This is a genomic window from Streptomyces sp. A5-4 (assembly GCF_051131715.1).
GTDB lineage: Bacteria > Actinomycetota > Actinomycetes > Streptomycetales > Streptomycetaceae > Streptomyces.
Genome location: NZ_CP178591.1, coordinates 2,301,192 through 2,327,161 on the forward strand (window position 1 = coordinate 2,301,192; position 25,970 = coordinate 2,327,161).

The 25,970-nt window shown below is 70.2% G+C and carries 22 protein-coding genes; 10 read left to right on the forward strand and 12 right to left on the reverse strand.

Annotation, left to right across the window (positions count from 1 at the left end; genetic code table 11):
• The first annotated feature begins 51 nt into the window (after positions 1–51).
• The 4 genes from ACLLJJ_RS10605 to ACLLJJ_RS10620 all read left to right on the forward strand — a co-directional run bounded on the left by ACLLJJ_RS10605 (position 52) and on the right by ACLLJJ_RS10620 (position 4,352).
• Complete coding sequence (locus ACLLJJ_RS10605; protein ID WP_434589272.1) at positions 52–1,323, forward strand: ABC transporter substrate-binding protein; 1,272 nt, start codon at positions 52–54, stop codon at positions 1,321–1,323.
• Positions 1,320–2,237, forward strand: coding sequence for a carbohydrate ABC transporter permease (locus tag ACLLJJ_RS10610; protein ID WP_434589274.1), 918 nt, complete (start codon positions 1,320–1,322; stop codon positions 2,235–2,237). Before ACLLJJ_RS10605 ends, ACLLJJ_RS10610 begins: the two co-directional genes overlap by 4 nt.
• Positions 2,238–2,241: 4 nt before the next feature.
• Positions 2,242–3,078 (forward strand): carbohydrate ABC transporter permease, encoded by an 837-nt coding sequence (locus ACLLJJ_RS10615; RefSeq protein ID WP_434589276.1) that lies wholly within the window; start codon positions 2,242–2,244, stop codon positions 3,076–3,078.
• Between the two features lie 116 nt (positions 3,079–3,194).
• On the forward strand, positions 3,195–4,352 hold the full coding sequence (locus ACLLJJ_RS10620; protein ID WP_434589278.1) for an alkaline phosphatase PhoX: 1,158 nt from the start codon (positions 3,195–3,197) through the stop codon (positions 4,350–4,352).
• Here ACLLJJ_RS10620 and ACLLJJ_RS10625 read toward each other — a convergent pair.
• The 3 genes from ACLLJJ_RS10625 to dusB form a co-directional block, all read right to left on the reverse strand.
• Positions 4,322–5,380 carry an ArsR/SmtB family transcription factor gene (locus ACLLJJ_RS10625; protein WP_434589280.1) on the reverse strand — a complete coding sequence of 353 codons (1,059 nt, stop codon included), beginning with the start codon at positions 5,378–5,380 and terminating at the stop codon, positions 4,322–4,324. The genes ACLLJJ_RS10620 and ACLLJJ_RS10625 overlap by 31 nt on opposite strands.
• A gap of 800 nt (positions 5,381–6,180) precedes the next feature.
• Positions 6,181–8,898 carry a pyruvate, phosphate dikinase gene (ppdK, locus tag ACLLJJ_RS10630; RefSeq protein WP_434589282.1) on the reverse strand — a complete coding sequence of 906 codons (2,718 nt, stop codon included), beginning with the start codon at positions 8,896–8,898 and terminating at the stop codon, positions 6,181–6,183.
• Positions 8,899–9,309: 411 nt separating this feature from the next.
• A complete protein-coding gene (dusB, locus tag ACLLJJ_RS10635; protein WP_434589284.1) occupies positions 9,310–10,437 on the reverse strand; it encodes a tRNA dihydrouridine synthase DusB in 1,128 nt (375 codons plus the stop codon).
• An 84-nt stretch (positions 10,438–10,521) separates the two neighbouring features.
• On the opposite strand from dusB, the gene ACLLJJ_RS10640 reads away from it, so the two are divergent.
• Complete coding sequence (locus ACLLJJ_RS10640) at positions 10,522–12,042, forward strand: MFS transporter (RefSeq protein ID WP_434589286.1); 1,521 nt, start codon at positions 10,522–10,524, stop codon at positions 12,040–12,042.
• A gap of 41 nt (positions 12,043–12,083) precedes the next feature.
• On the opposite strand, the gene ACLLJJ_RS10645 is transcribed toward ACLLJJ_RS10640, so the two are convergent.
• The 3 genes from ACLLJJ_RS10645 to ACLLJJ_RS10655 form a co-directional block, all read right to left on the reverse strand.
• A complete protein-coding gene (locus ACLLJJ_RS10645) occupies positions 12,084–12,326 on the reverse strand; it encodes a DUF6243 family protein (RefSeq protein ID WP_434589288.1) in 243 nt (80 codons plus the stop codon).
• A 205-nt stretch (positions 12,327–12,531) separates the two neighbouring features.
• On the reverse strand, positions 12,532–12,744 hold the full coding sequence (locus ACLLJJ_RS10650) for a hypothetical protein (protein WP_434589289.1): 213 nt from the start codon (positions 12,742–12,744) through the stop codon (positions 12,532–12,534).
• A gap of 106 nt (positions 12,745–12,850) precedes the next feature.
• A complete protein-coding gene (locus ACLLJJ_RS10655; protein ID WP_283520338.1) occupies positions 12,851–14,236 on the reverse strand; it encodes a glycine--tRNA ligase in 1,386 nt (461 codons plus the stop codon).
• A gap of 212 nt (positions 14,237–14,448) precedes the next feature.
• Between ACLLJJ_RS10655 and ACLLJJ_RS10660 the strand changes: the two genes are divergently transcribed.
• From ACLLJJ_RS10660 to ACLLJJ_RS10675, 4 genes are read left to right on the forward strand one after another with little or no spacing between them, the layout of a single operon-like run.
• Positions 14,449–15,411 (forward strand): metal ABC transporter substrate-binding protein, encoded by a 963-nt coding sequence (locus ACLLJJ_RS10660; protein ID WP_434589292.1) that lies wholly within the window; start codon positions 14,449–14,451, stop codon positions 15,409–15,411.
• A 50-nt stretch (positions 15,412–15,461) separates the two neighbouring features.
• Positions 15,462–16,235: a metal ABC transporter ATP-binding protein gene (locus ACLLJJ_RS10665; protein WP_434589294.1), complete on the forward strand. Its 774-nt coding sequence runs from the start codon at positions 15,462–15,464 to the stop codon at positions 16,233–16,235.
• A gap of 2 nt (positions 16,236–16,237) precedes the next feature.
• Positions 16,238–17,167, forward strand: a complete 930-nt coding sequence (locus tag ACLLJJ_RS10670) for a metal ABC transporter permease (protein WP_434589296.1) — start codon at positions 16,238–16,240, stop codon at positions 17,165–17,167.
• Between the two features lie 26 nt (positions 17,168–17,193).
• The gene (locus tag ACLLJJ_RS10675; protein WP_434589298.1) at positions 17,194–17,664 is read left to right on the forward strand and encodes a Fur family transcriptional regulator; all 471 of its coding nucleotides are present in this window, start codon (positions 17,194–17,196) and stop codon (positions 17,662–17,664) included.
• A 76-nt stretch (positions 17,665–17,740) separates the two neighbouring features.
• Here ACLLJJ_RS10675 and ACLLJJ_RS10680 read toward each other — a convergent pair whose 3' ends face one another.
• Both ACLLJJ_RS10680 and recO read right to left on the reverse strand, forming a co-directional pair.
• On the reverse strand, positions 17,741–18,592 hold the full coding sequence (locus ACLLJJ_RS10680; RefSeq protein WP_434589300.1) for an isoprenyl transferase: 852 nt from the start codon (positions 18,590–18,592) through the stop codon (positions 17,741–17,743).
• A gap of 52 nt (positions 18,593–18,644) precedes the next feature.
• Entirely contained in the window at positions 18,645–19,391 is a 747-nt protein-coding gene (gene recO, locus ACLLJJ_RS10685; protein ID WP_434589302.1) for a DNA repair protein RecO, read from the reverse strand.
• A 245-nt stretch (positions 19,392–19,636) separates the two neighbouring features.
• Between recO and ACLLJJ_RS10690 the strand changes: the two genes are divergently transcribed.
• Positions 19,637–21,004, forward strand: coding sequence for an FAD-dependent oxidoreductase (locus ACLLJJ_RS10690; protein WP_434589304.1), 1,368 nt, complete (start codon positions 19,637–19,639; stop codon positions 21,002–21,004).
• A 9-nt stretch (positions 21,005–21,013) separates the two neighbouring features.
• On the opposite strand, the gene ACLLJJ_RS10695 is transcribed toward ACLLJJ_RS10690, so the two are convergent.
• The 4 genes from ACLLJJ_RS10695 to ACLLJJ_RS10710 form a co-directional block, all read right to left on the reverse strand.
• A complete protein-coding gene (locus ACLLJJ_RS10695; RefSeq protein ID WP_434600371.1) occupies positions 21,014–21,625 on the reverse strand; it encodes a response regulator in 612 nt (203 codons plus the stop codon).
• A 56-nt stretch (positions 21,626–21,681) separates the two neighbouring features.
• Positions 21,682–22,902: a sensor histidine kinase gene (locus ACLLJJ_RS10700; protein WP_434589306.1), complete on the reverse strand. Its 1,221-nt coding sequence runs from the start codon at positions 22,900–22,902 to the stop codon at positions 21,682–21,684.
• 4 nt (positions 22,903–22,906) lie between these two features.
• Positions 22,907–24,994: an MMPL family transporter gene (locus ACLLJJ_RS10705; RefSeq protein ID WP_434589308.1), complete on the reverse strand. Its 2,088-nt coding sequence runs from the start codon at positions 24,992–24,994 to the stop codon at positions 22,907–22,909.
• 146 nt (positions 24,995–25,140) lie between these two features.
• On the reverse strand, positions 25,141–25,806 hold the full coding sequence (locus ACLLJJ_RS10710) for a TerB family tellurite resistance protein (protein WP_434600372.1): 666 nt from the start codon (positions 25,804–25,806) through the stop codon (positions 25,141–25,143).
• Positions 25,807–25,970: the final 164 nt, after the last annotated feature.

Here is a 25,970-nt window from a genome sequence, read left to right on the forward strand (position 1 = left end):
GAGCACAACGGCGCTCGAACGCCCAGGGGGAACGACGACAGGGGGCATCACATGACCATCAGCCGCAGAAGGCTCATCGGAGCCGGTACCGGCCTCGCCGTCACCGGGGCACTGGCCACCGCGTGCGGGTCCAACACCGGCCGGGACGAGGGCGGTTTTGAGGGCGGGAGGCCCGCTCTGGCGCAGTGGTACCACCAGTACGGCGAGCCCGGCGCCGAGCAGGCCGTACGCCGGTACGCAGCCGCGTACGGCAAGGCCGAGGTCGATGTCCAGTGGCGGCCCGGCAATTACGACCAGCAGACGGCCGCCGCACTCCTCACCGCGTCGGGACCGGACGTCTTCGAGGTCAACGGCCCGTCCCTGGACCAGATTCAGGGCAAGCAGGTCGTCGACCTCACCGAGCTCTTCGACGGGGCGCGCGACGACTTCAATCCGGCCGTCCTCGCCCCCAAGACGTACGACGGGAAGCTGTGGTCGGTCCCGCAGGCCATCGACACGCAGCTGCTCTACTACCGCAAGAGCATGCTGGCGGACGCCAAGGTCCGGCCGCCCCGCACCCTCGACGAACTGATCGACGCGGCCAAGGAGTTGACCAGCGACAAGGTCAAGGGACTCTTCCTCGGCAACGACGGCGGCGCGGGCGTGCTCGGCGGTACGCCCCTGTACGCCGCCGGGCTCGGCCTCGTCACCAACGACGGCAAGGTCGGTTTCGACGACCCGGCCGCCGGCCGCACCCTCGGAAAGCTCCGCCAGCTGTACGCCGACAAGTCGCTCCTGCTCGGCGCGCCCACCGACTGGTCGGACCCGTCGGCCTTCATCCAGGGCCTGACAGCCATGCAGTGGTCGGGCCTGTGGGCCCTGCCCGCAGTCCAGAAGGCACTCGGCGACGACTTCGGCGTACTGCCCTTCCCCAAGGACGGCGGTTCGGGCAAGGACACGGTGCCGGTCGGCGCGTACGGCGCGGCCGTCAGTGCCCGCAGCGAGCACCGGGACGCGGCCAAGGCCTTCGTGAAGTGGCTCTGGATCGAGAAGAGCGACTTCCAGGAGGACTTCGCGCTGTCGTACGGCTTCCACATCCCGGCGCGCGTCTCCCTCGCGAAGAAGGCACAGAAGCTCAGGAGCGGCCCGGCGGCCGACGCCGTGCGGTTCGCCACCGACAGCGGCTACGCGCAGCCGCTGCTGTGGACGCCCGCCTCCCAGACGGCGTACCAGGACGCGCTGAGCCGGATCATCAAGGACGGCGCGAACCCCGACACCGAGCTCAGGTCGGTCGTACGCAGGACGAATGACGAGCTCCAGCGCGTGCGGAAGAAGAAGTCGTGACGAAGACGAAGGCCCTCGGGACCCAGAACCGGACGCTCTGGTTCTGGGTCTTCGTCGGGCCCTTCGCTCTCGGGCTGGCCCTTTTCACGTACGTTCCGCTGCTGTGGAGCGTCTACTTGAGCTTCTTCGACGCGCACAACACCGTCTCGCCGACCGAGTTCGTCGGCTTCGACAACTACACGGCGATGCTCGGCGACGAGGCCTTCACCAGCAGCCTGGGCACCTTCGCGCTGTTCTCGGCGTTCATCGTGCCCACGACGTACGCCCTGTCGCTGGCGCTCGCGTTGATGGTCAACCGGCTGCGCTTCGCCCAGGCGTTCTTCCGGTCCGTGTTCTTCCTCCCGGCGGCCTGTTCCTACGTCGTGGCGGCGCTGGTCTGGAAGTTGTCGATCTTCAACGGGGTGCGGTTCGGGCTGGCGAACACGGTCCTGGACTTCTTCGGCCTGGAGCAGGTCGCCTGGCTCTCGACGACCCAACCACCCTGGTACTGGCTGGTCATCGTGACCGTACGGCTGTGGCTCCAGGCCGGCTTCTATATGATCCTCTTCCTGGCCGGGCTCCAGCGCATCTCGCCCCAGCTGTACGAGGCGGCGGCTGTCGACGGGGCGCGGCCCGGCTGGCAGGTGCTGCGGTACATCACCGTTCCGCTGCTGCGCTCCACGTCGGTGGCCGTGGTGCTGCTGCTCGTCATCAACGCCTTCCAGGCCTTCGACGAGTTCTACAACCTGCTGTCGGACGCGCGGGGCTACCCGCCGTACGCCAGACCACCGCTCGTCTACCTCTACTACACGGCGCTCGGACAGGGGCAGAATCTCGGCCTCGGCAGTGCGGGCGCGGTGATCCTGGCGCTGATCATCGCCGTGGTGACGCTCTTCCAGGCCCGCTGGCTGGGCCTCGGCCGGAAGGGGGACTGAGCCCATGGACCAGGCACTGCTACGGGCCGGCCGGGCCCTGCGGGTCGTGCTCCTGCTCGTGCTCGCGGCGCTCTTCCTGATCCCGTTCTATCTGCTCCTGCGCAACGGTCTGGCCACCGAGCAGGACATCACCTCGCCGCAGTGGACGTTCTTCCCGGCCGAGCTCCAGTGGTCGAACATCGGTGAGCTCTTCGACGACCCGGCCGTCCCGATGGCGCGCTCGCTCCTCAACTCCGCGCTGATCGCCGTCGCGACGACCCTCGGGACGCTGCTGCTCGCCTCGCTCGCCGGATACGGTCTGGCCCGCATCCCGTACCGGTACGCCGACCAGGTCTTCTACGCGATCCTCGGCACGCTGATGGTCCCTGCGGCCGTCACGTTCGTGCCGAGCTTCGTACTGGTGTCGTCGCTCGGCTGGGTCTCGACCCTGCGCGGGCTGATCGTCCCGACGCTGTTCTCGGCGTTCGCGGCGTTCATTTTCCGCCAGTATTTCCTGGGCTTCCCCAAGGAGTTGGAGGACGCGGCACGGGTGGACGGGCTCGGCTACTGGCGTACGTACTGGCGCATCGTCGTACCCAACTCGCGGCCCGTCTTCGCCGCCGTCGGGACGATCGTGTTCATCGGCGCCTGGAACTCCTTCCTGTGGCCGCTGGTGATCGGGCAGGACCGGGACGCCTGGACCGTACAGGTGGCGCTGTCCACCCTGACCACCGCGCAAGTGATCAACCTGCATGAGCTGTTCCTCGCGGCGGTGGTGTCGATCCTTCCGCTGCTGCTGGTCTTCCTGCTGTTCCAGCGGTGGATCGTGGCCGGGGTGGAGAGGTCCGGCATCGACGACTGACCACCTGGCGGACCGCGCCCCCGACTGAACATCTTCCGGGCACCCCCTGTTGAGGTCCCGTCAATTCGGGACTCCTACATTCCGGGGGTTCACCGTCCCCATCCCTGGAGTGAGACATGGAACGTCGTAACTTCCTGCGCGGCGCGGTCATCGGCACCTCGGTGGCGGCCTTCGGCGGCACCCTCTGGCGCGGCGCCGCCTACGCCGCGCCCGCCCAGCCGGGCGCCGGCCCGTACGGCGCGCTGCTCACGGCCGATGCCAACCACGTCCGGCTGCCCGCCGGTTTCAGCAGCCGCGTGATAGCCCGCTCCGGCCAGAAGGTCGGCCCGTCCGCGTACACCTGGCACAACGCGCCGGACGGCGGCGCCTGTTACGCGGACGGCGCCGGCTGGATCTACGTCTCCAACTCGGAGATCAACCCCTCCGGGGGTGCGGGCGCGGTCCGCTTCGCCTCGACGGGCGAGATCACCGGCGCGTACCGCATCCTGTCCTCCACCCGGCAGAACTGCGCGGGCGGCAAAACCCCGTGGAACACCTGGCTGTCCTGCGAGGAGGTCGACCGCGGATACGTCTATGAGACCGACCCGTGGGGCGTGAAGGCGGCCGTACGCCGGGACGCGATGGGCCGCTTCAAGCACGAGGCCGCCGCGGCCGACCCCGTCCGCAGAACGATCTACCTCACCGAGGACACGACCGACGGCTGCTTCTACCGCTTCACGCCCACCAGCTGGGGAGACCTCTCCGCGGGCCGTCTTGAGGTGCTGAAGATGGGCTCGGGCACGTCCGGGCCCATCACCTGGGCCACCGTCCCCGACCCGAGCGGCGCCTCGACCGCCACCCGCGACCAGGTCTCGGGCGCCAAGCGCTTCACGGGCGGCGAGGGCTGCCACTACGCCGACAACACGTGCTGGTTCACCACCAAGGGCGACAACCGCGTCTGGCAGTACAACGCGGCGGCCCAGACCATCGAGCTGGCCTACGACGACTCCCTGGTCTCCGGCACCGCCCCGCTCACCGGCGTCGACAACGTCACCGGCACGTCCTCCGGCGACCTGTTCGTGTCGGAGGACGGCGGCAACATGGAGATCTGCGTGATCACCCCGGACGACGTGGTGGCGCCCTTCCTGCGGATCGAGGGCCAGTCCGGCTCGGAGATCACCGGGCCGGCCTTCTCCCCGGACGGGCGGCGCCTGTACTTCTCCAGCCAGCGCGGTACGAGCGGCAGTTCGTCCGGGGGCATCACCTACGAGGTGACGGGCCCGTTCCGGGCGTAGCGGCCGGCCGCGCGGGGCGTCGTACGGGCCCGCTCACGAGGTTTCGCCCAACCCGCCTCCGCCGTGGCGCCGCCCCGCAGCAGGGCGGCGCCCAGCGGGGTCAGTGAGTGCAGCACGGCGTTGCCGTGCCGCAGGGTGACAAGGAGGCCCGCCTCGCGCAGCACGCAGGCGTGCTGGCTCGCCGAGGCCAGGGACACCCCGGCCCGGCAGGCCAGTTCGCTGGTGGTGCAGCCGCTTCCGATGGCGCCCAGGACCGCCGAGCGGGTGGCGCCGACCAGCCGGGCGAGGGACGGGCCCGGGTCCGTGTCCGCGCCGGGGGACCCGGTGTGGGTCACCGGGTAGACCAGGACGGGCGACAGCCGCGGGTCGCGGTAGACCACGGGCGTGCCCCGGCAGAAGAACGACGGCTGGAGCAGCAGGCCACGGCCGTCCAGATGCAGGTCCCGGTCGACCGGGTAGTCGGCCTCCAGGACCGGTGGGCGCCAGCGCAGCATCGGCGGGAGCGAGGCGAGGAGTTCATCGGCGCCGCCGTCCAGCAGGGCCCTGCCGCGGGCCGCCCGGTCCGCCTCGACGTGGGCCTGGATGTGCGGCCAGTACGGCTCGACGGCGGCCCGGTGGTAGCCGCGCAGGGCGCCGTTGAGGCGGCCCACGGCGCTGCTGCGCCCCTCGGCGAGCGGCGCGAGCCGGTCGGGCGGGGCCGTGCGGTCCTTGGCGAGCAGGGCCAGTTCGCCACGCAGCCGCTCGGGTGCGGTGGCCCGTATCGCTTCGAGGCCCGTCTCCATGCCGTTCAGGCCTTCACGGGGGGTCAGGAAATCCGGGAAATAGCCCCGGGTGGGCACCACGGCGGCGAGCAGTCGTGTTTCACCTTTCAACCGTGTTCGGGATTCCTCGCGCCATTCTCCGAAGACCTGCACGCCGCGCCGGTCCCTTATTCGGTGAAAGCTGAGAATCGTTTCCCATAACGCGTCGGGCCGAGCGGCCAGCCGCACCCTCGACAAGTCCCCGTCGGAGAAATGGACACGTAGCACCGAACCCCCACCTGTTGCATCCGCAATCGCCCCCCGCAACTGAGTATGCATGCCATCACAGGCCGTCACCACGGTCTTTCAGCCACAGTTGAAACGTATCGCGGCACCCCTGTGCCGAACGAAATGCTGTACCGAGCCGGGCACGTAACCGGAGCGACCGGAAAAGCACAGTGAAGGCCGTGGGGGGCTTTGCTGGGCTTGGCGGCGGTCGGCGAAGGTGCGGCTCCGTGGCCGGCAGGGGTATCAGGATGTGGTCGGCGGATGGGTGTCCGCCGACCGCATCCTGCCCCGTTCACCGGCGGACGACGGGAAAATGGCGGAATTATACTGCCCCTGTTTCCTTTTGTTGGCCCGGGTTCCATTTCGGTGGTTCACACCGTTACACCGGCGTTCGCCCGGCCGAACAGATTCGATGGCCGGGCGGTACACGGTTCAACCGCGTACCGCGAAACGCCCCAGCGAATCCCCGTACCGGGTCCGCCCTGCGAGGCCCGGCATCCGCGCGAACCGCGCCGCCACCGGGCCCGGGTCCGAGGCCGAAGCGCCGCCGGTGCGCGGTGAACTCCCGTACGGGACGCCCGCCGCGGCTCCGCTGCACCTGCGCCCGGAGAGTCGCACATGCGCCTGGAGAGCACAGCAGAGCGGCGCGGCGGCACCTCCGCACAAGGTGCCGCCGCTCTTTTCACTGCGCCGGAGCCCGCCGACGGTTCATGAGGGTCGGAGTGAGCCGATGGCGGCTCCGGTGGTACGTGCCGGGTCCACCGGCCCGCGCCGGCCGGTGGACCCGGCCGGCGTCGCGGTCAGCGCGAGTCGCTGGCCGAGGCCTGCGCCGCCGCGCGGCCTGCCTCCAGGCGGGCCACCGGAATCCGGAACGGCGAGCAGGACACGTAGTCCAGGCCCACCTCGTGGAAGAAGTGCACCGACTCCGGGTCGCCACCGTGCTCGCCGCACACGCCGAGCTTGAGGTCGGGGCGCGTGGCCCGGCCCGCCTCGCAGGCGGAGCGGACGAGCGCGCCCACACCGTCACGGTCGATGGTCTCGAACGGCGAGACCCCGAAGATGCCCTTCTCCAGGTACGCCGTGAAGAAGCTCGCCTCGACGTCGTCGCGGGAGAAGCCCCAGACGGTCTGGGTGAGGTCGTTCGTACCGAAGGAGAAGAACTCGGCGGCCTCGGCGATCTGACCGGCCGTGAGCGCGGCGCGCGGCAGCTCGATCATCGTGCCGATGGTCAGCTTCAGCTTGGTGCCGGTGGCGGCCTCGACCTCGGCGATGACCAGGTCGGCCTCGTCGCGGACGATCTCCAGCTCCTGGACGGTGCCGACGAGCGGAATCATGATCTCGGCGCGCGGGTCGCCCTTGGCGTTCTTGCGCTGCGCGACGGCCTCCGCGATGGCACGGACCTGCATCGCGAACAGTCCGGGAATGACCAGGCCCAGACGCACACCGCGCAGGCCGAGCATCGGGTTCTGCTCGTGCAGCTTGTGCACGGCCTGCAGGAGACGCAGGTCGTTCTCGTTGGCGTCCTTGCGGGACTCCGCGAGGGCGACGCGCACCGACAGCTCGGTGATGTCCGGCAGGAACTCGTGCAGCGGCGGATCCAGCAGCCGCACGGTGACGGGCAGCCCGTCCATCGCCTCGAACAGCTCGATGAAGTCGGCCTTCTGGAGCGGCAGCAGCGTGGCGAGCGCGGTCTCGCGCTCGTCGTCGGTGTCCGCGAGGATCAGCTTCTCGACCATCTCGCGGCGCTCGCCGAGGAACATGTGCTCGGTGCGGCACAGGCCGATGCCCTGCGCCCCGAAGCGGCGTGCCCGCAGGGCGTCCTCGGCGTTGTCGGCGTTGGCGCGCACCCGCAGCCGGCGCACCCGGTCGGCGTACGCCATGATCCGGTGCACGGCGGCGACCAGCTCGTTGGCGTCGTCCGCACCCGCGTGCATGCGGCCCTCGAAGTACTCGACGACCGGGGACGGTACGACGGGTACCTCACCGAGGTACACCTTGCCGGTGGAACCGTCGATCGATACGACGTCGCCCTCTTCGATGACGATGCCGCCGGGCGCCGTCATCCGGCGGCGCTTGGTGTCGACTTCGAGCTCCTCGGCGCCGCAGACACAGGTCTTGCCCATGCCGCGCGCCACGACGGCGGCGTGCGAGGTCTTGCCGCCGCGGGAGGTCAGGATGCCCTCGGCGGCGATCATGCCGTTGAGGTCGTCGGGGTTGGTCTCACGGCGGATGAGGATGACCTTCTCGCCGGAGCGCGACCACTTGACCGCGGTGTACGAGTCGAAGACGGCCTTGCCCACGGCCGCGCCCGGCGACGCGGCGATGCCGCGGCCAAGCTTCTCGGTCTTGGCCTCGTCGTCGAAGCGCGGGAACATCAGCTGCGCGAGCTGCGCGCCGTTGACGCGCTGGAGCGCCTCGGCCTCGTCGATCAGGCCCTGGTCCACGAGCTGCGTGGCGATGCGGAACGCGGCGCCCGCGGTGCGCTTGCCGACGCGGGTCTGGAGCATCCACAACTGGCCGCGCTCGATGGTGAATTCGATGTCGCAGAGATCCTTGTAGTGGGTCTCCAGCGTCTCCATGATCTGCATGAGCTGGTCGTACGACGCCTTGTCGATGTTCTCGAGGTCGGCGAGCGGCACCGTGTTGCGGATGCCGGCGACGACGTCCTCGCCCTGCGCGTTCTGCAGGTAGTCGCCGTAGACGCCCTGGTGGCCGCTGGCCGGGTCACGGGTGAAAGCGACGCCGGTGCCGGAGTCGGGGCCGAGGTTGCCGAAGACCATCGAGCAGACGTTGACGGCCGTGCCGAGGTCGCCGGGGATGCGCTCCTGGCGGCGGTAGAGCTTGGCGCGGTCGGTGTTCCACGAGTCGAAGACCGCGTTTATGGCGAGGTCCATCTGCTCGCGCGGGTCCTGCGGGAAGTCGCGTCCGGCCTGGTCGGAGACGATCTTCTTGAAGCGCTTGACGAGCTTCTTGAGGTCCGCGGCTTCGAGGTCGGTGTCGATCACGACCTTCTTGGCGTGCTTGGCCTCCTCCAGCGCTTCCTCGAAGAGGTCGCCCTCGACGCCGAGCACGGTCTTGCCGAACATCTGGATGAGGCGGCGGTAGGAGTCCCACGCGAAGCGCTCGTCGCCGCCGACCTGCTTGGCGAGCCCGGTGACGGACTTGTCGGAGAGCCCGATGTTCAGGACGGTGTCCATCATGCCGGGCATGGAGAACTTGGCGCCCGAGCGGACGGAGACGAGCAGCGGGTCGTCGGCCTGGCCGAGCTTCTTGCCCATCTTCTGCTCAAGGGCTTCGAGGTACGCGCTGACCTCGGCCCGCAGTGCCTCCGGCGCCTCGCCGCTGGCGAGGTAGACCTTGCACGCCTCGGTGGTGATGGTGAAGCCCGGAGGGACGGGCAGCCCGAGGTTGGTCATCTCGGCCAGGTTCGCACCCTTGCCGCCGAGCAGGTCTTTGAGGTTTTTGTTGCCCTCGGTGAAGTCGTAGACGAACTTCGGGAGATCTTTTTTTTCCGACACGGGTCTCGACTCCTCGAGGACGCGGTGGCTGCCCTGACGGCGAGGAACATACCCAGATCGAAGGTGTCTGGGTACGTCCACTTGACCGTCATGCGGCCTTAACCACTCGTCCGCCAGCAGATCGAAAGTGATCGCACTCTGGAGCCCACCCTCAGCATGCGTTCAAGAGTTGTAGGCAACATGACCAAAACTGGCCGAATCGGCCGCTCCGATCAACCTGGAGTCACCGTTGCGTACGAGAAACGAAGAAAAACAGGGTGGCACCCAGTGCCACCTTTTGAGAGATGGACCCCTGCACTAATCGCTCATCTGAGCGACACCCCTATCAGGCGTGGCGAGAATCACGTCCCGATCCGGGCCCGGATCTCACGATCCAGACCCCCGCGTGGACGATTAGTCCCCTCCGGGCCGTCAGCCTCCGGAAGTGTCCAGCTCCGCGTCCGCGCTCACGCCCGAGCAGTCGTACGGATCCTTCAGCCAGCCGTCCGGCAGGACCACCCGGCCATTGCCCGAAGTGCGCCCGCGCGGCCCGTCCGCCCCCTCGGGCCATGCCTGGTCAAGATCCAGCTCGCTCAGGTGAGCGTCCATTTCGGCCAAGGATGAGGAGATCGCGAGCTTCCTGCGCATCTCCGAGCCGACCGAGAAGCCCTTGAGGTACCAGGCGACGTGCTTACGGAAGTCAATGACCCCGCGCGTCTCGTCCCCGATCCACTCCCCCAGCAGCTCCGCGTGCCGCCGCATGACCTTGGCGACCTCGCGCAGCGGCGGGGCGGCGTACGCGTCCGTGCCCTCGAACCCGGCCACCAGGTCCCCGAACAGCCACGGCCGCCCCAGGCACCCGCGGCCCACGACGACGCCGTCACAGCCCGTCTCACGCATCATCCGCAGGGCGTCGTCGGCCGACCAGATGTCGCCGTTGCCGAGGACCGGGATCTCGGGCACATGCTCCTTGAGCCGTGCGATGGCGTCCCAGTCGGCCGTGCCGCCGTAGTGCTGGGCCGCGGTCCTGCCGTGCAGCGCGATGGCCGTGACGCCCTCCTCGACCGCGATGCGCCCGGCGTCGAGGTAGGTGAGGTGCTCGTCGTTGATGCCCTTGCGCATCTTCATCGTCACGGGCAGCGCGCCCGCGTTGGCCACGGCCTCGTTGAGGATCGCCCGCAGCAGTGGCCGCTTGAAGGGGAGCGCGGAGCCGCCGCCCTTGCGGGTCACCTTGGGCACCGGGCAGCCGAAGTTCAGGTCGATGTGGTCGGCGAGGTCCTCGTCCACGATCATGCGGACGGCCTTGCCGACGGTGACCGGATCCACGCCGTACAGCTGCATCGAGCGCGGGCGCTCGGTGTCGTCGAAGCGGATGAGCTGCATCGTCTTCTCGTTGCGCTCGACCAGCGCCCGCGTCGTGATCATCTCGCTGACGAACAGCCCCTTGCCGCCCGAGAACTCCCTGCACAGGGTCCGGAACGGCGCATTGGTGATGCCCGCCATGGGAGCGAGCACCACGGGCGGCTGCACCAGGTGCGGACCGATCTGCAACTGCGTCATCAGGGAGATACCTCGTACATGAAGGTCAGGCGTGCGGGACAGGGTGGAGCGACCATTGTCCCGCACCGGGGGTAGCGTCGGGTCATGCGCGAGCCCGGCATGATCCAGACGACGCCCCCCGACCACCGGCGGCGGCAGCTCGTGCTGGCGATCTGCTGCATGAGTCTGCTGATCGTCAGCCTGGACAACACGGTCCTCAACGTCGCCCTGCCCTCCATGCGCGAGGAGCTGGACGCGAGCGTCGCCGGGATGCAGTGGACGATCGACGCGTACACCCTCGTCCTCGCCTCCCTGCTGATGCTCGCGGGCTCCACCGCCGACCGGATCGGGCGCCGCAAGGTCTTCGTGGCCGGCCTGGTCGTCTTCACGCTGGGATCGCTGCTGTGCTCGCTCGCGCCGAACCTCGAAGCGCTCGTCGCCTTCCGGATGGTGCAGGCCGTCGGCGGCTCCATGCTCAACCCCGTCGCGATGTCGATCATCACCAACACCTTCACCGACCCGCGTGAGCGCGCCCGCGCCATCGGGGTGTGGGGCGGGGTCGTCGGGATATCGATGGCCGCGGGGCCGCTGGTCGGCGGCCTGCTCGTGGACACCGTTGGCTGGCGGTCGATCTTCTGGGTCAATCTGCCGGTGGGCATCGCCGCGCTGCTGCTGACCCTTCGGTACGTGCCCGAGTCGCGCGCCCCGAAGCCGCGCCGGCCCGACCCGGTCGGCCAGCTGCTGATCATCACGCTGCTCGGCTCGCTGACGTACGCGATCATCGAGGCGCCCGCGGCCGGCTGGACGTCGCCGCTGATCCTGTCCTTCGCGGCCCTGGCCGCGGCCTCGCTCGTCGGGCTGCTCGTGTACGAGCCCCGGCGGGCCGAGCCGCTGATCGACCTGCGGTTCTTCCACAGCGCACCGTTCAGCGGGGCGACGGTGATCGCGGTGTGCGCGTTCGCGGCGCTCGGCGGCTTCCTGTTCCTGAACACCCTCTACCTCCAGGACGTACGGGGGCTCTCCGCACTGCGCGCCGGTCTGTTCATGCTCCCGATGGCGGCGCTGACCTTCGTCTGCGCGCCGCTCTCGGGGCGGCTGGTGGGCAGTCGCGGGCCGCGGCTCCCGTTGCTGGTGGCGGGCGTCGCGATGGCGGCCAGCGGCGTGCTGTTCGCGGCGTTCGAGGCGGAGACGTCCACGCCGTTGCTGTTCACCGGGTACGTGCTCTTCGGCCTGGGCTTCGGCATGGTGAACGCGCCGATCACCAATACCGCCGTCTCCGGGATGCCCCGGGCCCAGGCGGGCGTCGCGGCGGCCGTCGCCTCCACCAGCCGGCAGATCGGCCAGACGCTGGGGGTCGCCGTGATCGGCGCGGTCCTCGCGGCGGGGGTGCACGGCTCCTCGTACGAGGACGGCTTCGTGGCCGCGAGCAGGCCCGCCTGGTGGATCATCGCCGGATGCGGGTTCTGTGTACTCGTGGTGGGGGCACTGACCAGCGGCCGGTGGGCCAGGGAGTCGGCCCTGCGCACGGCGGACCGGCTCCGGGAGCCGGCCCGGGACCGAACCCCGGTGCCCGCGGACGAACCGGCGCGTCCGGACAAGGGTGTGGGCCCGGACCACCTGCGGTGATCCGGGCCCACCGGGTCCTGATGTGATGCGGGGCGGGAGCGTCAGGCCTTCTTCGGCTTGTCGGCCTTCTTGCCCTGCGCCGGCTCGTCCTGCGCCGTCGCCTCGCTGTTCTCCTCCTGGGCGGCGGCGGCGCGCTCGCGCATCTTGCGCACCAGCTCGTCCTTCTGCTCTGCGGCGCCCCTGCGGTCGGCGTTGCGCGTGGGGCCGTTGTCCGCGACTTCGGATCGGGACATCCTCTTGCGCTGTCCGCCTACGCCGAGCAGGTTGTTGCGGCTCTTTGCCACGGGTTCTCCCGGAAATGTTGAGAAGTGATCTGCGGAATTGTCTGGTGGGGGGCGGAGGTGGAGTCCGCCGCGCTCTCACTCGTAGATCTGGAAGAACATGCACGCGAGTTTACCGGGCCGTACGGCGCCCGGCATCCATTTTCCCTCCGGCCCCGGCGCACCGAGGTCCCGCCGCACGCCGGGCCGGGTCCCGGCGGCCGTCGGCTCAGGTGCCGGCGCCGCCCGGGTCGACCGTCGCCTGGTGGACCTCGGTGAGGTGTTCCTCGGCCTTGAGCCAGGGCAGGAACTGCGCGCCCTTGCGCCAGCCGCACGTGTCGCAGGTGAGCATCCGCTGCATTCCGGCCCGCTGGACACGGACCACGTGCTCGCGGCCGTGCTGGTCCCATCTGCTCACTTTGCTGGCGGTCGTCGACGGCATCGTGCCTCCCTGGAGCGCCTCCGGAACGCGTCCGCCCAGTGTGCACGAAGCCCCCGGTCCGAAAATCGGAACCGGGGGCCCAGTCGACGCATGGGCGCCTACGACATCAGCAGCCGAGGAGACGGCCGCCGAGGTAGGACTGGATCTGGTCCAGCGAGACGCGCTCCTGCTTCATGGTGTCGCGGTCGCGCACCGTCACCGCGTTGTCGTCGAGGGTGTCGAAGTCGACGGTGACGCAGAACGGCGTACCGATCTCGTCCTGACGACGGTAGCGGCGGCCGATGGCGCCGGCGTCGTCGAACTCGATGTTCCAGTTCTTGCGCAGGTCGGTCGCCAGGCCCTTGGCCTTCGGCGACAGGTCCGGGTTGCGCGACAGCGGCAGCACCGCGACCTTGACCGGCGCCAGGCGCGGGTCGAGGCGCATCACGGTGCGCTTCTCCATGACGCCCTTGGCGTTGGGCGCCTCGTCCTCGATGTACGCGTCGAGCATGAAGGCGAGCATGGCGCGGTTCACGCCGGCCGCCGGCTCGATGACGTACGGAGTCCAGCGCTCGCCGGCCTCCTGGTCGAAGAACGACAGGTCCTGGCCGGAGGCCTTGGAGTGCGCCTTGAGGTCGAAGTCGGTGCGGTTGGCCACACCTTCGAGCTCGGAGAACTCATTGCCACCGAAGTTGAAGCGGTACTCGATGTCGGCGGTGCGCTTCGAGTAGTGGGACAGCTTCTCCGCAGGGTGCTCGAACCACCGCATGTTCTCCTCGCGGAGACCGAGCTCGCGGTACCAGCTCCAGCGCTGCTCCATCCAGTATTCCTGCCACTGCTCGTCCTCGCCCGGCTTGACGAAGAACTCCATCTCCATCTGCTCGAACTCGCGGGTGCGGAAGATGAAGTTGCCCGGAGTGATCTCGTTCCGGAAGGACTTACCCATCTGCGCGATGCCGAACGGCGGCTTTTTGCGCGAAGTCTGCTGCACCTGGGCGAAGTTGGTGAAAATACCCTGCGCGGTCTCGGGCCGCAGGAAGGCCCGCGAGCCGGTGTCCTGGGTCGGGCCGAGGTGCGTCTCCAGCATGCCGGAGAACTGCTTGGGCTCGGTGAACTGGCCCTTGGTACCGCAGTTGGGGCAGTTGACGTCGGCAAGGCCGTTCTCCGGGGCGCGGCCGTTGTGCTTGGCCTCGTACGCCTCGGTCAAGTGGTCCGCACGGTGCCGCTTGTGACACGCGGTGCACTCGGTCAGCGGGTCGGAGAACGTCGCGAGGTGACCGGACGCCTCCCAGACCTCGGGTGCCAGGATCACGGAGGAGTCGAGACCGACCACGTCCTCGCGTGCGATGACCATGGAGCGCCACCACTGACGCTTGATGTTTTCCTTCAGTTCGACACCCAGCGGTCCGTAGTCCCAGGCGGCCTTGGAGCCGCCGTAGATCTCACTGCACGGGTAGACGAAGCCACGGCGCTTGCTCAGGCTGACGATGGTGTCGATCTTGTCGGCGGCCACGGTGCTCTCTTCATTACGACGACGACGAACGGCGAATGCTTCAGATTACCGGCGGCCGTACCCCCCGGATCAAATCGGTACCTGACAGAGACTCGGCAGCGGGCGGGCAGGAGCCCGGCCGGAGCGCGGCAGAGGGTCACGGGCGGCATCGGGAGCGGGATCACATCCCGCATTGTTGACAATCGTTTCCACTTTTGTTGAAAATGAGTGTCATGAACGTAAGACGACGCCTGATACCCACCACCGCCGCCGCCGGGGCGCTCGCGCTCGGTCTGATGACCCTCAGCGCCTGCTCCTCCTCCAACGCCGCCGACAAGAACAACAACGGCAAGCTCGACGTGGTGGCGTCGTTCTACCCCATGCAGTTCCTCGCCCAGCGGATAGGCGGCGAGCACGTCGCCGTATCGACCCTGACGAAGCCGGGCGTGGAGCCGCACGACCTGGAGCTCAGCCCGAAGCAGGCCGCGCAGCTCGGCGAGGCCGACTTCATCGTCTACCTCAAGGGCCTGCAGCCCGCCGTCGACGAGGCCGTCGAGCAGTCCGGCGTGAAGAACACCGCCGACGCCGCCGCCCTCACCCACCTCGAAGAGCACAGCGACGAGGCCGGCCACGAGGAGCACGCCGAGGAGGAGGGGCACGGTCACAGCGAGGCCGGGGGCGACCCGCACGTCTGGCTGGACCCGGTGAAGTACGCCGAGGTCGCCAAGGGTGTCGGCAAGGCCCTGGAGAAGGCCGACCCGGACAACGCGGCGGCGTACAAGAAGAACACCGCGGCCCTGGTCGGCAAGCTCGACGGCTTGAACACGAAGTTCGAGAACGGCTTGAAGGACACCACGACCAGGACGTTCATCACCACGCACTCCGCCTTCGGCTACCTCGCCGAGCGCTACGGCCTGGAGCAGGAGGGCATCAACGGCCTCGACCCCGACTCCGAGCCCAGCCCGGCCCGCATGAACGAGCTCCAGAAGATCGCCAAGCAGAAGAAGGTCTCCACGGTCTTCTTCGAGACCCTCGTCAGCGACAAGACCGCCAGGACCCTGGCCGGCGACACCGGCCTGAAGACCGACGTCCTGGACCCGCTGGAGGGAATTACCGACCGGTCGAAGGGCGCTGACTACCTCGCGGTCATGGAGTCCAACCTCACCGCGCTGCAGAAGGCCCTCGGCGCGAAGTGACCCCCGCAATCCCCGCAGCATCGGACCCGTCAGCATCGGAGGCGCGCGCCATGAAGGCCATCAAGCCCGAGCCCGTCATTTCCCTGCGCGCGGCTGCGGCCACGCTCGGCTCGCGCCCCGTGCTGCGCGGGATCGACCTCACCGTGCACCGCGGTGAGGTCGTCGCGCTGCTCGGCGCCAACGGCTCGGGCAAGTCGACGGCCGTACGCGCGGCGATCGGCCAGGTGCCGCTCACCGGCGGCAGCATCGACCTGTTCGGCACGCCGCTGCGCCGCTTCCGCGAGTGGGCGCGCATCGGTTACGTACCGCAGCGCACCACCGCCGCGAGCGGGGTGCCCGCGACGGTCTACGAGATCGTCTCCTCGGGCCGTCTCTCCCGCTCGAAGCTGCGCCGCCCGTCGAAGGCCGACCGCGCCGCCGTGCACCGCGCCATCGGGCTCGTCGGGCTCGCGGACCGGGCCAAGGACTCCGTGAACGCCCTCTCCGGGGGCCAGCACCAGCGCGTCCTCATCGCGCGGGCGCTGGCATCCGAGCCGGACCTGCTGATCATGGACGAACCAATGGCGGGCGTGGACCTGGCCAGCCAGGAGATCCTCGCCGAAACGCTGCGGAGCCAGGTCGCCGCCGGCACGACCGTGCTGCTCGTCCTGCACGAACTGGGCCCGCTGGAGCCACTGATCGACCGCGCGGTGGTGCTGCGCGACGGCTGCGTCACCCACGACGGACCGCCCCCCGAGGCCCTGGGCCAGCACGCGCTGCCGGGCCACGACCACGTACACCCCCATGCGGCTTCCGAGCCCGTCCGGACGGGACTGCTGACCTGATTATGGAGATCTTCGAAACAGCCTTCATGCAGCGGGCGCTGCTCGCCGCCGTCCTGGTCGGCATCACGGCACCCGCCGTCGGCATCTACCTGGTGCAGCGTCGCCAGGCACTGATGGGCGACGGCATCGGCCATGTCGCGATGACCGGCGTCGGCCTGGGCTTCCTGCTGAACAGCAACCCGGTATGGATGGCCACCCTCGTCTCGATCGTCGGCGCCGTCGCGATGGAACTGATCCGCTGGTACGGGCGCATGCGCGGCGACATGGCACTGGCCATGCTCTTCTACGGCGGCATGGCGGGCGGTGTGCTGCTGATCAATCTGGCGCCGACCGGCTCCAACGCCAATCTTTCCTCGTACCTCTTCGGCTCGCTCGCGACGGTCTCGGACGCGGACGTGATCGCGATCTGCGCACTGGCCGCCTTTGTGATGCTGGTCACCCTGGGGCTGCGGCGCCATCTCTTCGCCGTCAGCCAGGACGAGGAGTTCGCCCGGGTCACCGGGCTGCCGGTGCGGGTGCTGAATCTGCTGATCGCCGTCACGGCGGCGGTCACCGTCACCGTCGCGATGCGCGTCGTCGGGCTGCTGCTGGTCAGCGCGCTGATGGTGGTGCCGGTGGCCGCGGCGCAGCAGATCTCGCGGAGTTTCCTGGTGACGTTCGTGCTGGCGGTGGCCATCGGTACGGCCGTGACACTGGCGGGCACGGTGACCTCGTACGAGTACGACGTGCCGCCCGGCGCGACGATCGTGCTGCTGGCCATCGGGGTCTTCGGCGCACTGACCGCGCTGGCCACGCCACTCGCGAGACGACGGGCCCGGACCGGGCGCGAGGCGGGCCCGCAGGACGCGGCCGAGTGCGGTACCGGGGCGGCGGACGCGCAGTCGGCGGGTCTGCCCGCCGCGCGTCGGCCAGCGGACGGCACACTGGTCTGACCGGGAGCCCGGGGCGACCTGACAGAATGGCCCGACATACGTACGGGCGACCAGAGGAGGCACCTGTGACGACTGCGGGAACCCCATCCCCGGTGCGTGGCCGGTCCACCCGGCAGCGGGCCGCCGTAGCGGCGGCGCTCGACGAGGTGGACGAGTTTCGCAGCGCGCAGGATCTTCACGACATGCTCAAGCACCGGGGTGACTCGGTGGGGCTGACGACGGTCTACCGCACCCTGCAGTCCCTCGCCGACGCGGGCGAGGTGGATGTGCTGCGCACCAGCGAGGGCGAGGCGGTGTACCGGCGCTGCTCGACCGGCGACCACCATCACCACCTGGTGTGCCGGATGTGCGGCAAGGCGGTCGAGGTCGAGGGGCCTGCCGTCGAGTCCTGGGCGGAGCAGATCGCCGCCCAGCACGGCTATGTGAACGTCGCGCACACGGTGGAGATCTTCGGGACCTGCGCGGAGTGCGCGGCGGCCCCCTCCGCCACCACCTGAGGGCCCCGGGCGACCTCCTCACGCACCCGGTGAGGGGCGGGGTCTCCCCCGGCCCCTCACCACAGGCCTCCGCCCGTCAGGCGGAGGCTTCGCCGTTGCCCGCGTTGCCGTTGCCGTTCGTGGCTTCGTCGTTGGGCAGTGCGCCGCCGAACCTGCGGTCGCGGGAAGCGAATTCGTGGCAGGCGTCCCAGAGGTTGCGGCGGTCGAAGTCGGGCCACAGGACGTCCTGGAAGACCATTTCGGCGTACGCGCTCTGCCAGATCAGGTAGTTGGACGTGCGCTGCTCACCGCTCGGGCGGACGAACAGGTCGACGTCCGGCATGTCCGGGTAGTAGAGGTACTTCGCGAGGGTCTTCTCATTGACCTTCGACGGGTCGAGCTTCCCCGCCTTCACATCGACCGCCATGGCGGCCGCCGCGTCCGCGATCTCCGCGCGCCCGCCGTAGTTGACGCAGAAGTACAGCGTCATCGCGTCGTTGTCCTTGGTCTGCTCCTGGGCGACCTGGAGCTCCTCGACCACGGACTTCCACAGCTTGGGCATGCGGCCCGTCCAGCGGATGCGGATGCCCAGCTCGTCCATCTCGTCGCGGCGGCGGCGGATGACATCGCGGTTGAAGTTCATCAGGAAGCGGACCTCGTCGGGCGAACGCTTCCAGTTCTCGGTGGAAAAGGCGTACAGCGAGAGGTTCTTGACGCCCATCTCGATGCAGCCCTTGAGCACGTCCATGACGACGCCCTCGCCGACCTTGTGGCCCTCGGTGCGCGGCAACCCGCGCTCCTTGGCCCAGCGGCCGTTGCCGTCCATGACGATCGCCACGTGCTCGGGGACCAGCTCACTCTGGATCCGGGGAGGGCGCGCGCCGGACGGGTGCGGCTCCGGTGTCTTGTAGTCGCGCCGGTTTCGGCCCAGGATCCCGCGTCGTGCCATGAGCTTTCGTCTCCTCTTTCTCGGACCGACCGGTTCTCTTGGGCCGACGGTCCTACTTCTCCACGTACCGCAGCGAGCGCAGTCCGCGCTCCAAGTGCCAGTGCAGATAGGCCGACACCAGCCCGCTGCCCTCCCGGACATGCCGCGGCTCGCAGCTGTCCGCTGTCACCCAGTCCCCGGTGAGCAGCGCGCTGAGCAGGCCGACGGCCTCCGCCGAGGGTACGACGCTTCCGGGCACCCGGCAGTCGCCGCATATGACGCCGCCCGCCGCGATCGAGAAGAAGCGGTTCGGCCCGTCGAGGCCGCACCGCGCGCAGTCGACGAAGCTGGGCGCGTAGCCGTTGACGGCGAGCGAGCGCAGCAGGAAGGCGTCCAGGATGAGGTTGGGCGCGTGCTCGCCGCGGGAGAGGGTGCGCAGGGCGCCGACGAGCAGCAGGTACTGCTGCACGGCCGGCTCGCCCTCGTGGTCGGTGAACCGCTCCGCGGTCTCCAGCATCGCGGTGCCCGCGGTGTAGCGGCTGTAGTCCGTGACGATTCCGCTGCCGTAGGGGGCGATGATCTCGCCCTGGGTGCACAGCGGCAGTCCGCGTCCGACGAGCTCGCTGCCGCGCGAGAAGAACTGCACGTCGACGTGGGAGAAGGGTTCGAGGCGGGCACCGAATTTGGACTTCGTGCGCCGTACCCCGCGGGCGACGGCGCGCACCCGCCCGTGGCCGCGGGTCAGGAGCGTGATGATGCGGTCCGCCTCACCCAGCTTCTGAGTCCGCAGCACGATGCCGTCGTCGCGGTACAGGCTCATGGAGTTCATTGTCCCGTACGCGCGTGGGCCGCCGTGCGCGCAGGGGGAAGCGGGCCTTCGGACCCATAGATCATCTTTATGGGGGCATAGCCGCAAGACGGGTAGCGGGCTGAGGGTAGCCTTGCCAAAGTTGCGGATGAGACAGCGCTGTCGCCGTACCTGTTGCTCCCGAGGCGCCCGATCACCGTGCCTCGCCCGCCGGCACCTGCCCCCGGTGGGACCCGCTCGTTCGAAGGGAACCGCCCATGCCCCGCCCCCTGCGGGTCGCGATCGTCGGTGCCGGCCCCGCCGGGATCTACGCCGCCGACGCACTGCTGAAGTCCGATGCCGCCTCCGAGCCCGGTGTCTCCATCGACCTCTTCGAGCGGATGCCCGCCCCGTTCGGGCTGATCCGGTACGGCGTCGCGCCCGACCACCCCCGCATCAAGGGCATCGTCACCGCCCTCCACCAGGTCCTCAGCAAGCCGCAGATACGTCTCTTCGGAAATGTCGACTACCCGTCCGACATCAGCCTCGACGACCTGCACGAGTTCTACGACGCGGTGATCTTCTCCACCGGCGCCGACGCGGACCGGACGCTGGACATCCCCGGCATCGACCTTGAGGGCTCCTACGGGGCCGCGGACTTCGTGTCCTGGTACGACGGCCACCCGGACGTGCCGCGCGACTGGCCGCTGGAGGCCGAGAAGGTCGCGGTGCTCGGTGTCGGCAACGTCGCCCTGGACGTGGCCCGCATCCTCGCGAAGACCGCCGAGGAACTGCTGCCCACCGAGATCCCGCCGAACGTCCACGCGGGCCTGGCCGCCAACAAGGCCCTTGAGGTCCACGTCTTCGGACGGCGCGGCCCCGCGCAGGCCAAGTTCAGCCCGCTGGAACTGCGCGAGCTGGACCACTCCCCGAACATCGAAGTCATCGTGAACCCCGAGGACATCGACTACGACGACGGCTCCATCGCCACCCGCCGGGCCAACAAGCAGGCCAACATGGTCGCCTCCACGCTGGAGAACTGGGCGATCCGCGATGTGGGCGAGCGCCGGCACAAGCTGTTCCTGCACTTCTTCGAGTCCCCCACCGAGATCGTCGGCGAGGACGGCCGGGTCGTGGGGCTGCGCACCGAGCGCACCCAGCTCGACGGCACGGGCAACGTCAAGGGCACCGGCGAGACGCGCACCTGGGACGTGCAGTCCGTGTACCGCGCGGTCGGCTACCTCTCCGACGAGCTGCCCAAGCTGCCGTTCGACTTCCTCACCGGCACCGTCCCGCACGAGGGCGGCCGGGTCGTCGAGAACGGCGAGCACCTGAAGTCGACGTACGTCACCGGCTGGATCAAGCGCGGCCCGGTCGGCCTCATCGGCCACACCAAGGGCGACGCCAACGAAACGGTGGCCAACCTGCTCGAAGACCACGGCGGCAGTCGGCTGCGCACCCCCGCCACGCCGGACACCGACGCCGTGGTGGGCTTCCTGGAGGCCAAGGGCGTCCCGTACACGACCTGGGAGGGCTGGGGCCGCCTGGACGGCGCGGAGAAGGCCCTGGGCGAGGCCGAGGGCCGCGAGCGCGTGAAGATCGTCGAGCGCGAGGCGATGGTCCGGGCGAGCGGGAAGCAGGACTGACAACGGCGACTAGGCACCGCCCGGGGTCACCAGACCCGACTCGTACGCGACGATCACCAGTTGGGCACGGTCCCGGGCGCCGAGCTTGCCCATGATGCGGCTCACATGGGTCTTGGCCGTCAGCGGGGAGAGACCGAGCGTCTCGGCGATCTCCGTGTTGTTGAGGCCGCGGGCGACGAGGGCCAGTACCTGACGCTCGCGGTCGGAGAGACAGCCTGGTCCGGCGCCGCCGAGCGCCGGGGGTTCGGGGGCGCTCAGTGCGCGGGCGATCAGCCGGGCCGTCGGGCCCGGCGACAGCAGGGACTCGCCCGCCGCCACCGTGCGCATGCCGTCGAGCAGTTCGGCCGGTCTGACGTCCTTCACCAGGAAGCCGGACGCCCCCGCCCGCAGCGCGTCGATGATGTGCTCGTCGGTGTCGTACGTGGTGAGGATCAGGACGCGTACGCCGGCCAGGTCGTCGTCGGCGGCGATCAGCCGGGTCGCCCCGATGCCGTCGAGGTCCGGCATCCGGATGTCCATCACGACGAGGTCGGCGCGGGCGCTGCGGGCCAGCTCGACGGCCTCGCGGCCGGTGCCCGCCTGGGCGACGACCTCCATGTCGGGCGCGGACTCGACGAGCATCGCGAACGACGCCCGTACGAGCGTCTGGTCGTCGGCGAGCAGGACCCGGATCGGGCTCACGCGGTGGCCTCCTGGTGCGGTATGGGCCGGGGCCCGAGGGGCAGCGATGCCGACACCTCGAAGCCGCCGCCGGGGCGGGGTGCGGCGACCAGGGTGCCGCCGACGCTGCGGGCGCGTTCGCGCATGCCCACGATGCCGAAGCCCGGTTCGCCGGTGGGCGCGGGGGCCCGGCCGTCGTCGGTGACCGTGATGCGCAGCGTATGGCCGGCCAGCGGCTCGACCCGGACCAGGACGCGGGCGCCAAGTCCCGCGTGCCGCACGGCGTTCGTCAGGGACTCCTGGACGATGCGGTACGCCGCCGCGGCCGTGGCGGGCGGCACCCGGCCCTCCGGCGTACGCACCGCGAGTTCCGTCCTGGTGCCCGCGCCGCGCGCCGCCCGAACGAGGTCGGGCAGCGCCGCCAGGTCCGGCAGTGGGCCCGCGGGGCCGTCCCCGTCGGCCCGCAGCACTTCCAGGGTGGTGCGCAGCTCCGCCCGTACCTCCCGGCAGGTGTCGGCGATGCCGTCGAGCGCCTTGACGACGGCCGCCCGGTCGAGCCGGTCCGGGTCGACGACCAGCACATGGGCGGCGACCGACGTCTGGACGCCGATGAGGGTGATGGAGTGCGCGAGCAGGTCGTGCAGGTCCCGAGCGATGCGCAACCGCTCCTCGGCGACTCGGCGGGCGGCCTCCTCCTCACGGGTGCGTTCGGCGCGTTCGGCGCGCTCCACCATGGCGGCGATATAGCGCCGGTGGGTGCGTACGGCCGCGCCGAGGACGATCACGGCAAGGATCCAGCCGGAGGTGCGCAACAGCTCCAGGCCCCGGTGGGTGTTGACCGTGAGCATCACCGAGACGGCGAGGGTGACCACTCCGGTCCCGATCAGCACGGTGCGCAGTGGGCGACCGGTGTTCGCCACGGTGTAGACGGCGATGAGCGAACCGGGCACCGGGGCCGCGTGGTTGTAGTCGAGTGCGTGGTACGGGCCGACGGCCGCCAGCACGAGCAGCAGGACGGCCAGCGGGGCGCGCCGCCGCCACGCGAGCGCGGCCGTGGCGACGGTGAGCAGCGCCCAGCCGAGCGCGTCGGGGCCGCGGCCGTCGTCCACGAGGAGCGCGAGCGCGGCGGCGAGCGCACCGGTCACGGCGGCCAGGGCCATGTCGGTGCGCTGCCGGTACGGGGTTCGTACCGGGTCCTGCCGCAAGGCGGCGAGGACCCGTTCGGACTTCAGAGGCACGCGCTCATCCTCCGGTACGCACCGGCTCTTCGGCCATCGCCGGGGCGGCCACCTCGGGGGCGGGGCGCGCGAGTCCGCCGGGCCACCACACCCGGCGGCCGAGCAGCACGCTCGCGCTGGTCACCAGATAGGTCCGGACGAGGAAGGTGTCAAGGAGGACGCCGACCGCGACGAGCACACCCATCTCGACCATCATCACCAGCGGCAGCGAGGCGAGAACCGCGAAGGTCGCGGCGAGCACGATGCCCGCCGACGCGATGACTCCGCCGGTGGTGCGCAGCGCCGTGAGCGCGGCTTCGGCGGGCTCCGCTCCGCGCACGGCCTCCTCGCGCATGCGGTGCATCAGGAAGATCCCGTAGTCGACGCCGAGTGCCACCAGGAAGACGAAGGACAGCAGCGGCAGCCCCGGGTCGAGGCCGTCGAAGCCGAGGAATGGACCGAAGACCAGGCCGCCGATGCCCATCGAGGCGCCCCAGACGACCACCACGGCGGCGACGAGCAGCAGGGGGGCGACGAGGCTGCGCAGCAGGACGGTCAGGATGAGCAGGACGGCGGCCAGGACGAGCGGGACGACCAGCAGCCTGTCCCGGACGGTGGTGTCGGCCAGGTCGATGCGCTGGGCGCTCGCCCCGCCGATGTGGGCGCCGTCGAGTCCGGCCCGCAGCCGCCCGATGGTGGCGCTCTCGCCCGGCGACTCGGGGGCGTCGTCGGCGAAGACGGAGAGCTCGGTCCAGCCGCCGCCGTCGCGGCCCCGCTCGGCGCCCGCGACGCCCTCGGTCGCACGGGCCCCGGCGAGTGTCCGTGCGGCCTCTCCGGTCGGCGCCAGGAGGCTGATGGGCCGGCTGCTCCGGTCGGGGTAGGCCTCGGCGAGGGTGGCCATGGCGGCGACGGACTCCGGTGGCCTGGTGAAGCTGTCCTCCTCCTTGAGCGCGCCGGGCAGGTTCAGGGCGCCCAGCGCGAGGGCTCCGAGCAGCACCGTGCCGGTCGCGAGGACGGCGAGGGGCCGGCGCCCGGCCGAACTCCCCATGGCGGCGAAGAGGTTGAGGCGCCGCTTCGGTTCGCTGCCGTACGCGGGGATCAGCGGCCAAAACATCCGGCGGCCCAGGAGGACCAGGACGGCGGGCAGCAGCGTGATCATGGCCGCGAGCGCGCACACCACCCCGATTGCACCGACCGGCCCCAGGCCCCGGCTGCTGTTGAGGTCGGCGGCGAGCAGGCACAGGAGACCGGCGGCGACGGTTCCCGACGAGGCGAGCACGGCGGGCCCGCAGCCGCGCAGGGCGGCACGCATCGCGTCGTAGGGATGCGGGACGCGGCGCAGTTCCTCGCGGTAGCGGGCGACGATCAGCAGGGCGTAGTCGGTGCCCGCGCCGAAGACGAGGACCGTCATGATCCCCGCGCTCTGGCTGGTGACGGTGAGGCCGAAGCCCTCGACCAGGCCGTAGACCGCGGCCCTGGTGGCGATGGCGGCGACGCCGACGACCAGCAGCGGCACCAGCCACAGGAACGGGCTGCGGTAGGTGATGATCAGCAGGAGGGCGACGACGAGGACGGTCGCGATCATCAGGGTCGCGTCGATGGACTCGAAGACGGCCCCCATGTCGGCGCCGAGCGCCCCGGGCCCGCCGACCTGCACCCTCATCGCGCCGATGTCGCCCGTCTTTTCCCGTACGTCCTCGACGAAGGCACGCTGTGCCTCCTCGTCCTGACCGGGCTCCGAGGTGGAGAGCGGGTACATCAGCGTGCTGCCGTCCTTCGACGGGAGCGCCTCCGGCCGGGCGGTGAGCCAGTGGCGCGCCGCAATCTCGCCGACCTGCCGGTCGGCGGCCGTGCGGTCGGCGGCGATCAGTCCGCCGTCCCGCCGGTAGACGAGCACCAGGTCGGTGGTCCCGCCACCGGGCAGGGCCTGCCTGAGCCGCTCCGCCTGGGTCGAATCGGAGCTCGCCGGAAGGTAGTCGACGACTCCGTCACGCTGTACGTCGCCGAGCCTGGCGGCGAAGGACAGCGCGACGGCGAGCACGATGGCCCACAGCGCGATCACGGCCCACGGCACGGCTCGTCGGTGTCGCACCGCTGATGTTGCAGGCCCCATCACGGGCCTCCCCTCCTGGTCGGACTCCTGGCTTTCACCAGAGTCCCGTCGGAAGGGGCGCGACGCGTCGCGCGTACGGGCGAGTTGGGCGGTACGGCCGGAGGCGGCCGGGGAGCTTCGCTACTCCCCAGGGAGTAACCGGCGCGTCAGGACGGCGTGCGCGCCGCCGCGAGCAGTCGGGCCGTGTCGTCCGGACAGATCAGCAGCGCGCCGCCGACGATCGTCAGCACCTCGCGTTCGGACGGGCTGTAGGGGCCGTCGGCCAGGGCGATTCTCGCGCCCTGCAGCAGGATGGCCTCGCGGCCGGCCGGGGCGAGGTGCGGGGCGAGCGGTTCGAGTGCTTCGTGCAGCTCGATGGCGAGCGCGGCGCCGCAGGGCTCGGACGCCCCCTCGTACGCGCCGGGGAGCCTCCCGGTGTCGGCGGCCAGGGCCTCGATGAGGGTGGTGAGCTGGTCCTCGGTGCAGTCCTCGTATCCGGCGGCGCGAACGGCCGTGACGGCCGTTCTGCGGACCGTACGGGACTCGGTGCCGCCCGCCGCCAGGACGGCGAGCGCGACCGTGTGGACGGCGTCGCGGAGCATCGCGGAGAAGCGCACGGTGGTGGGGTGGTCGAGGGTGTCGGTGCCGAAGTGGTTCTGGCAGGCGGCGCATTCGACGACCGGGCCGACGTAGCCGCGCGGCAGCAGCGGGATGCCGAGCACGGCGAAGCGGCGGCGGCCGGTGCGGCGGCGGAAGTTGCGGTCACCACCGCAATCCGGACAGAAGAACTCACCGTCCCCGACAGTGGTCCAAGCGGTGCGAACGCCCCACATACTCAGTTTTCGGCCATGGGCTGGCAGCACGTCGCACCTCCGTAACGCTCCGGCAACACTGCCGCATTGACGTGATGTTAGCCACACCAGTGATGCGGCGTCAGCACCCTGTCACCGCACGAGCGGGCCCCGCACACCGTCGTGGGTGCGCGGGGCCGGAAAAG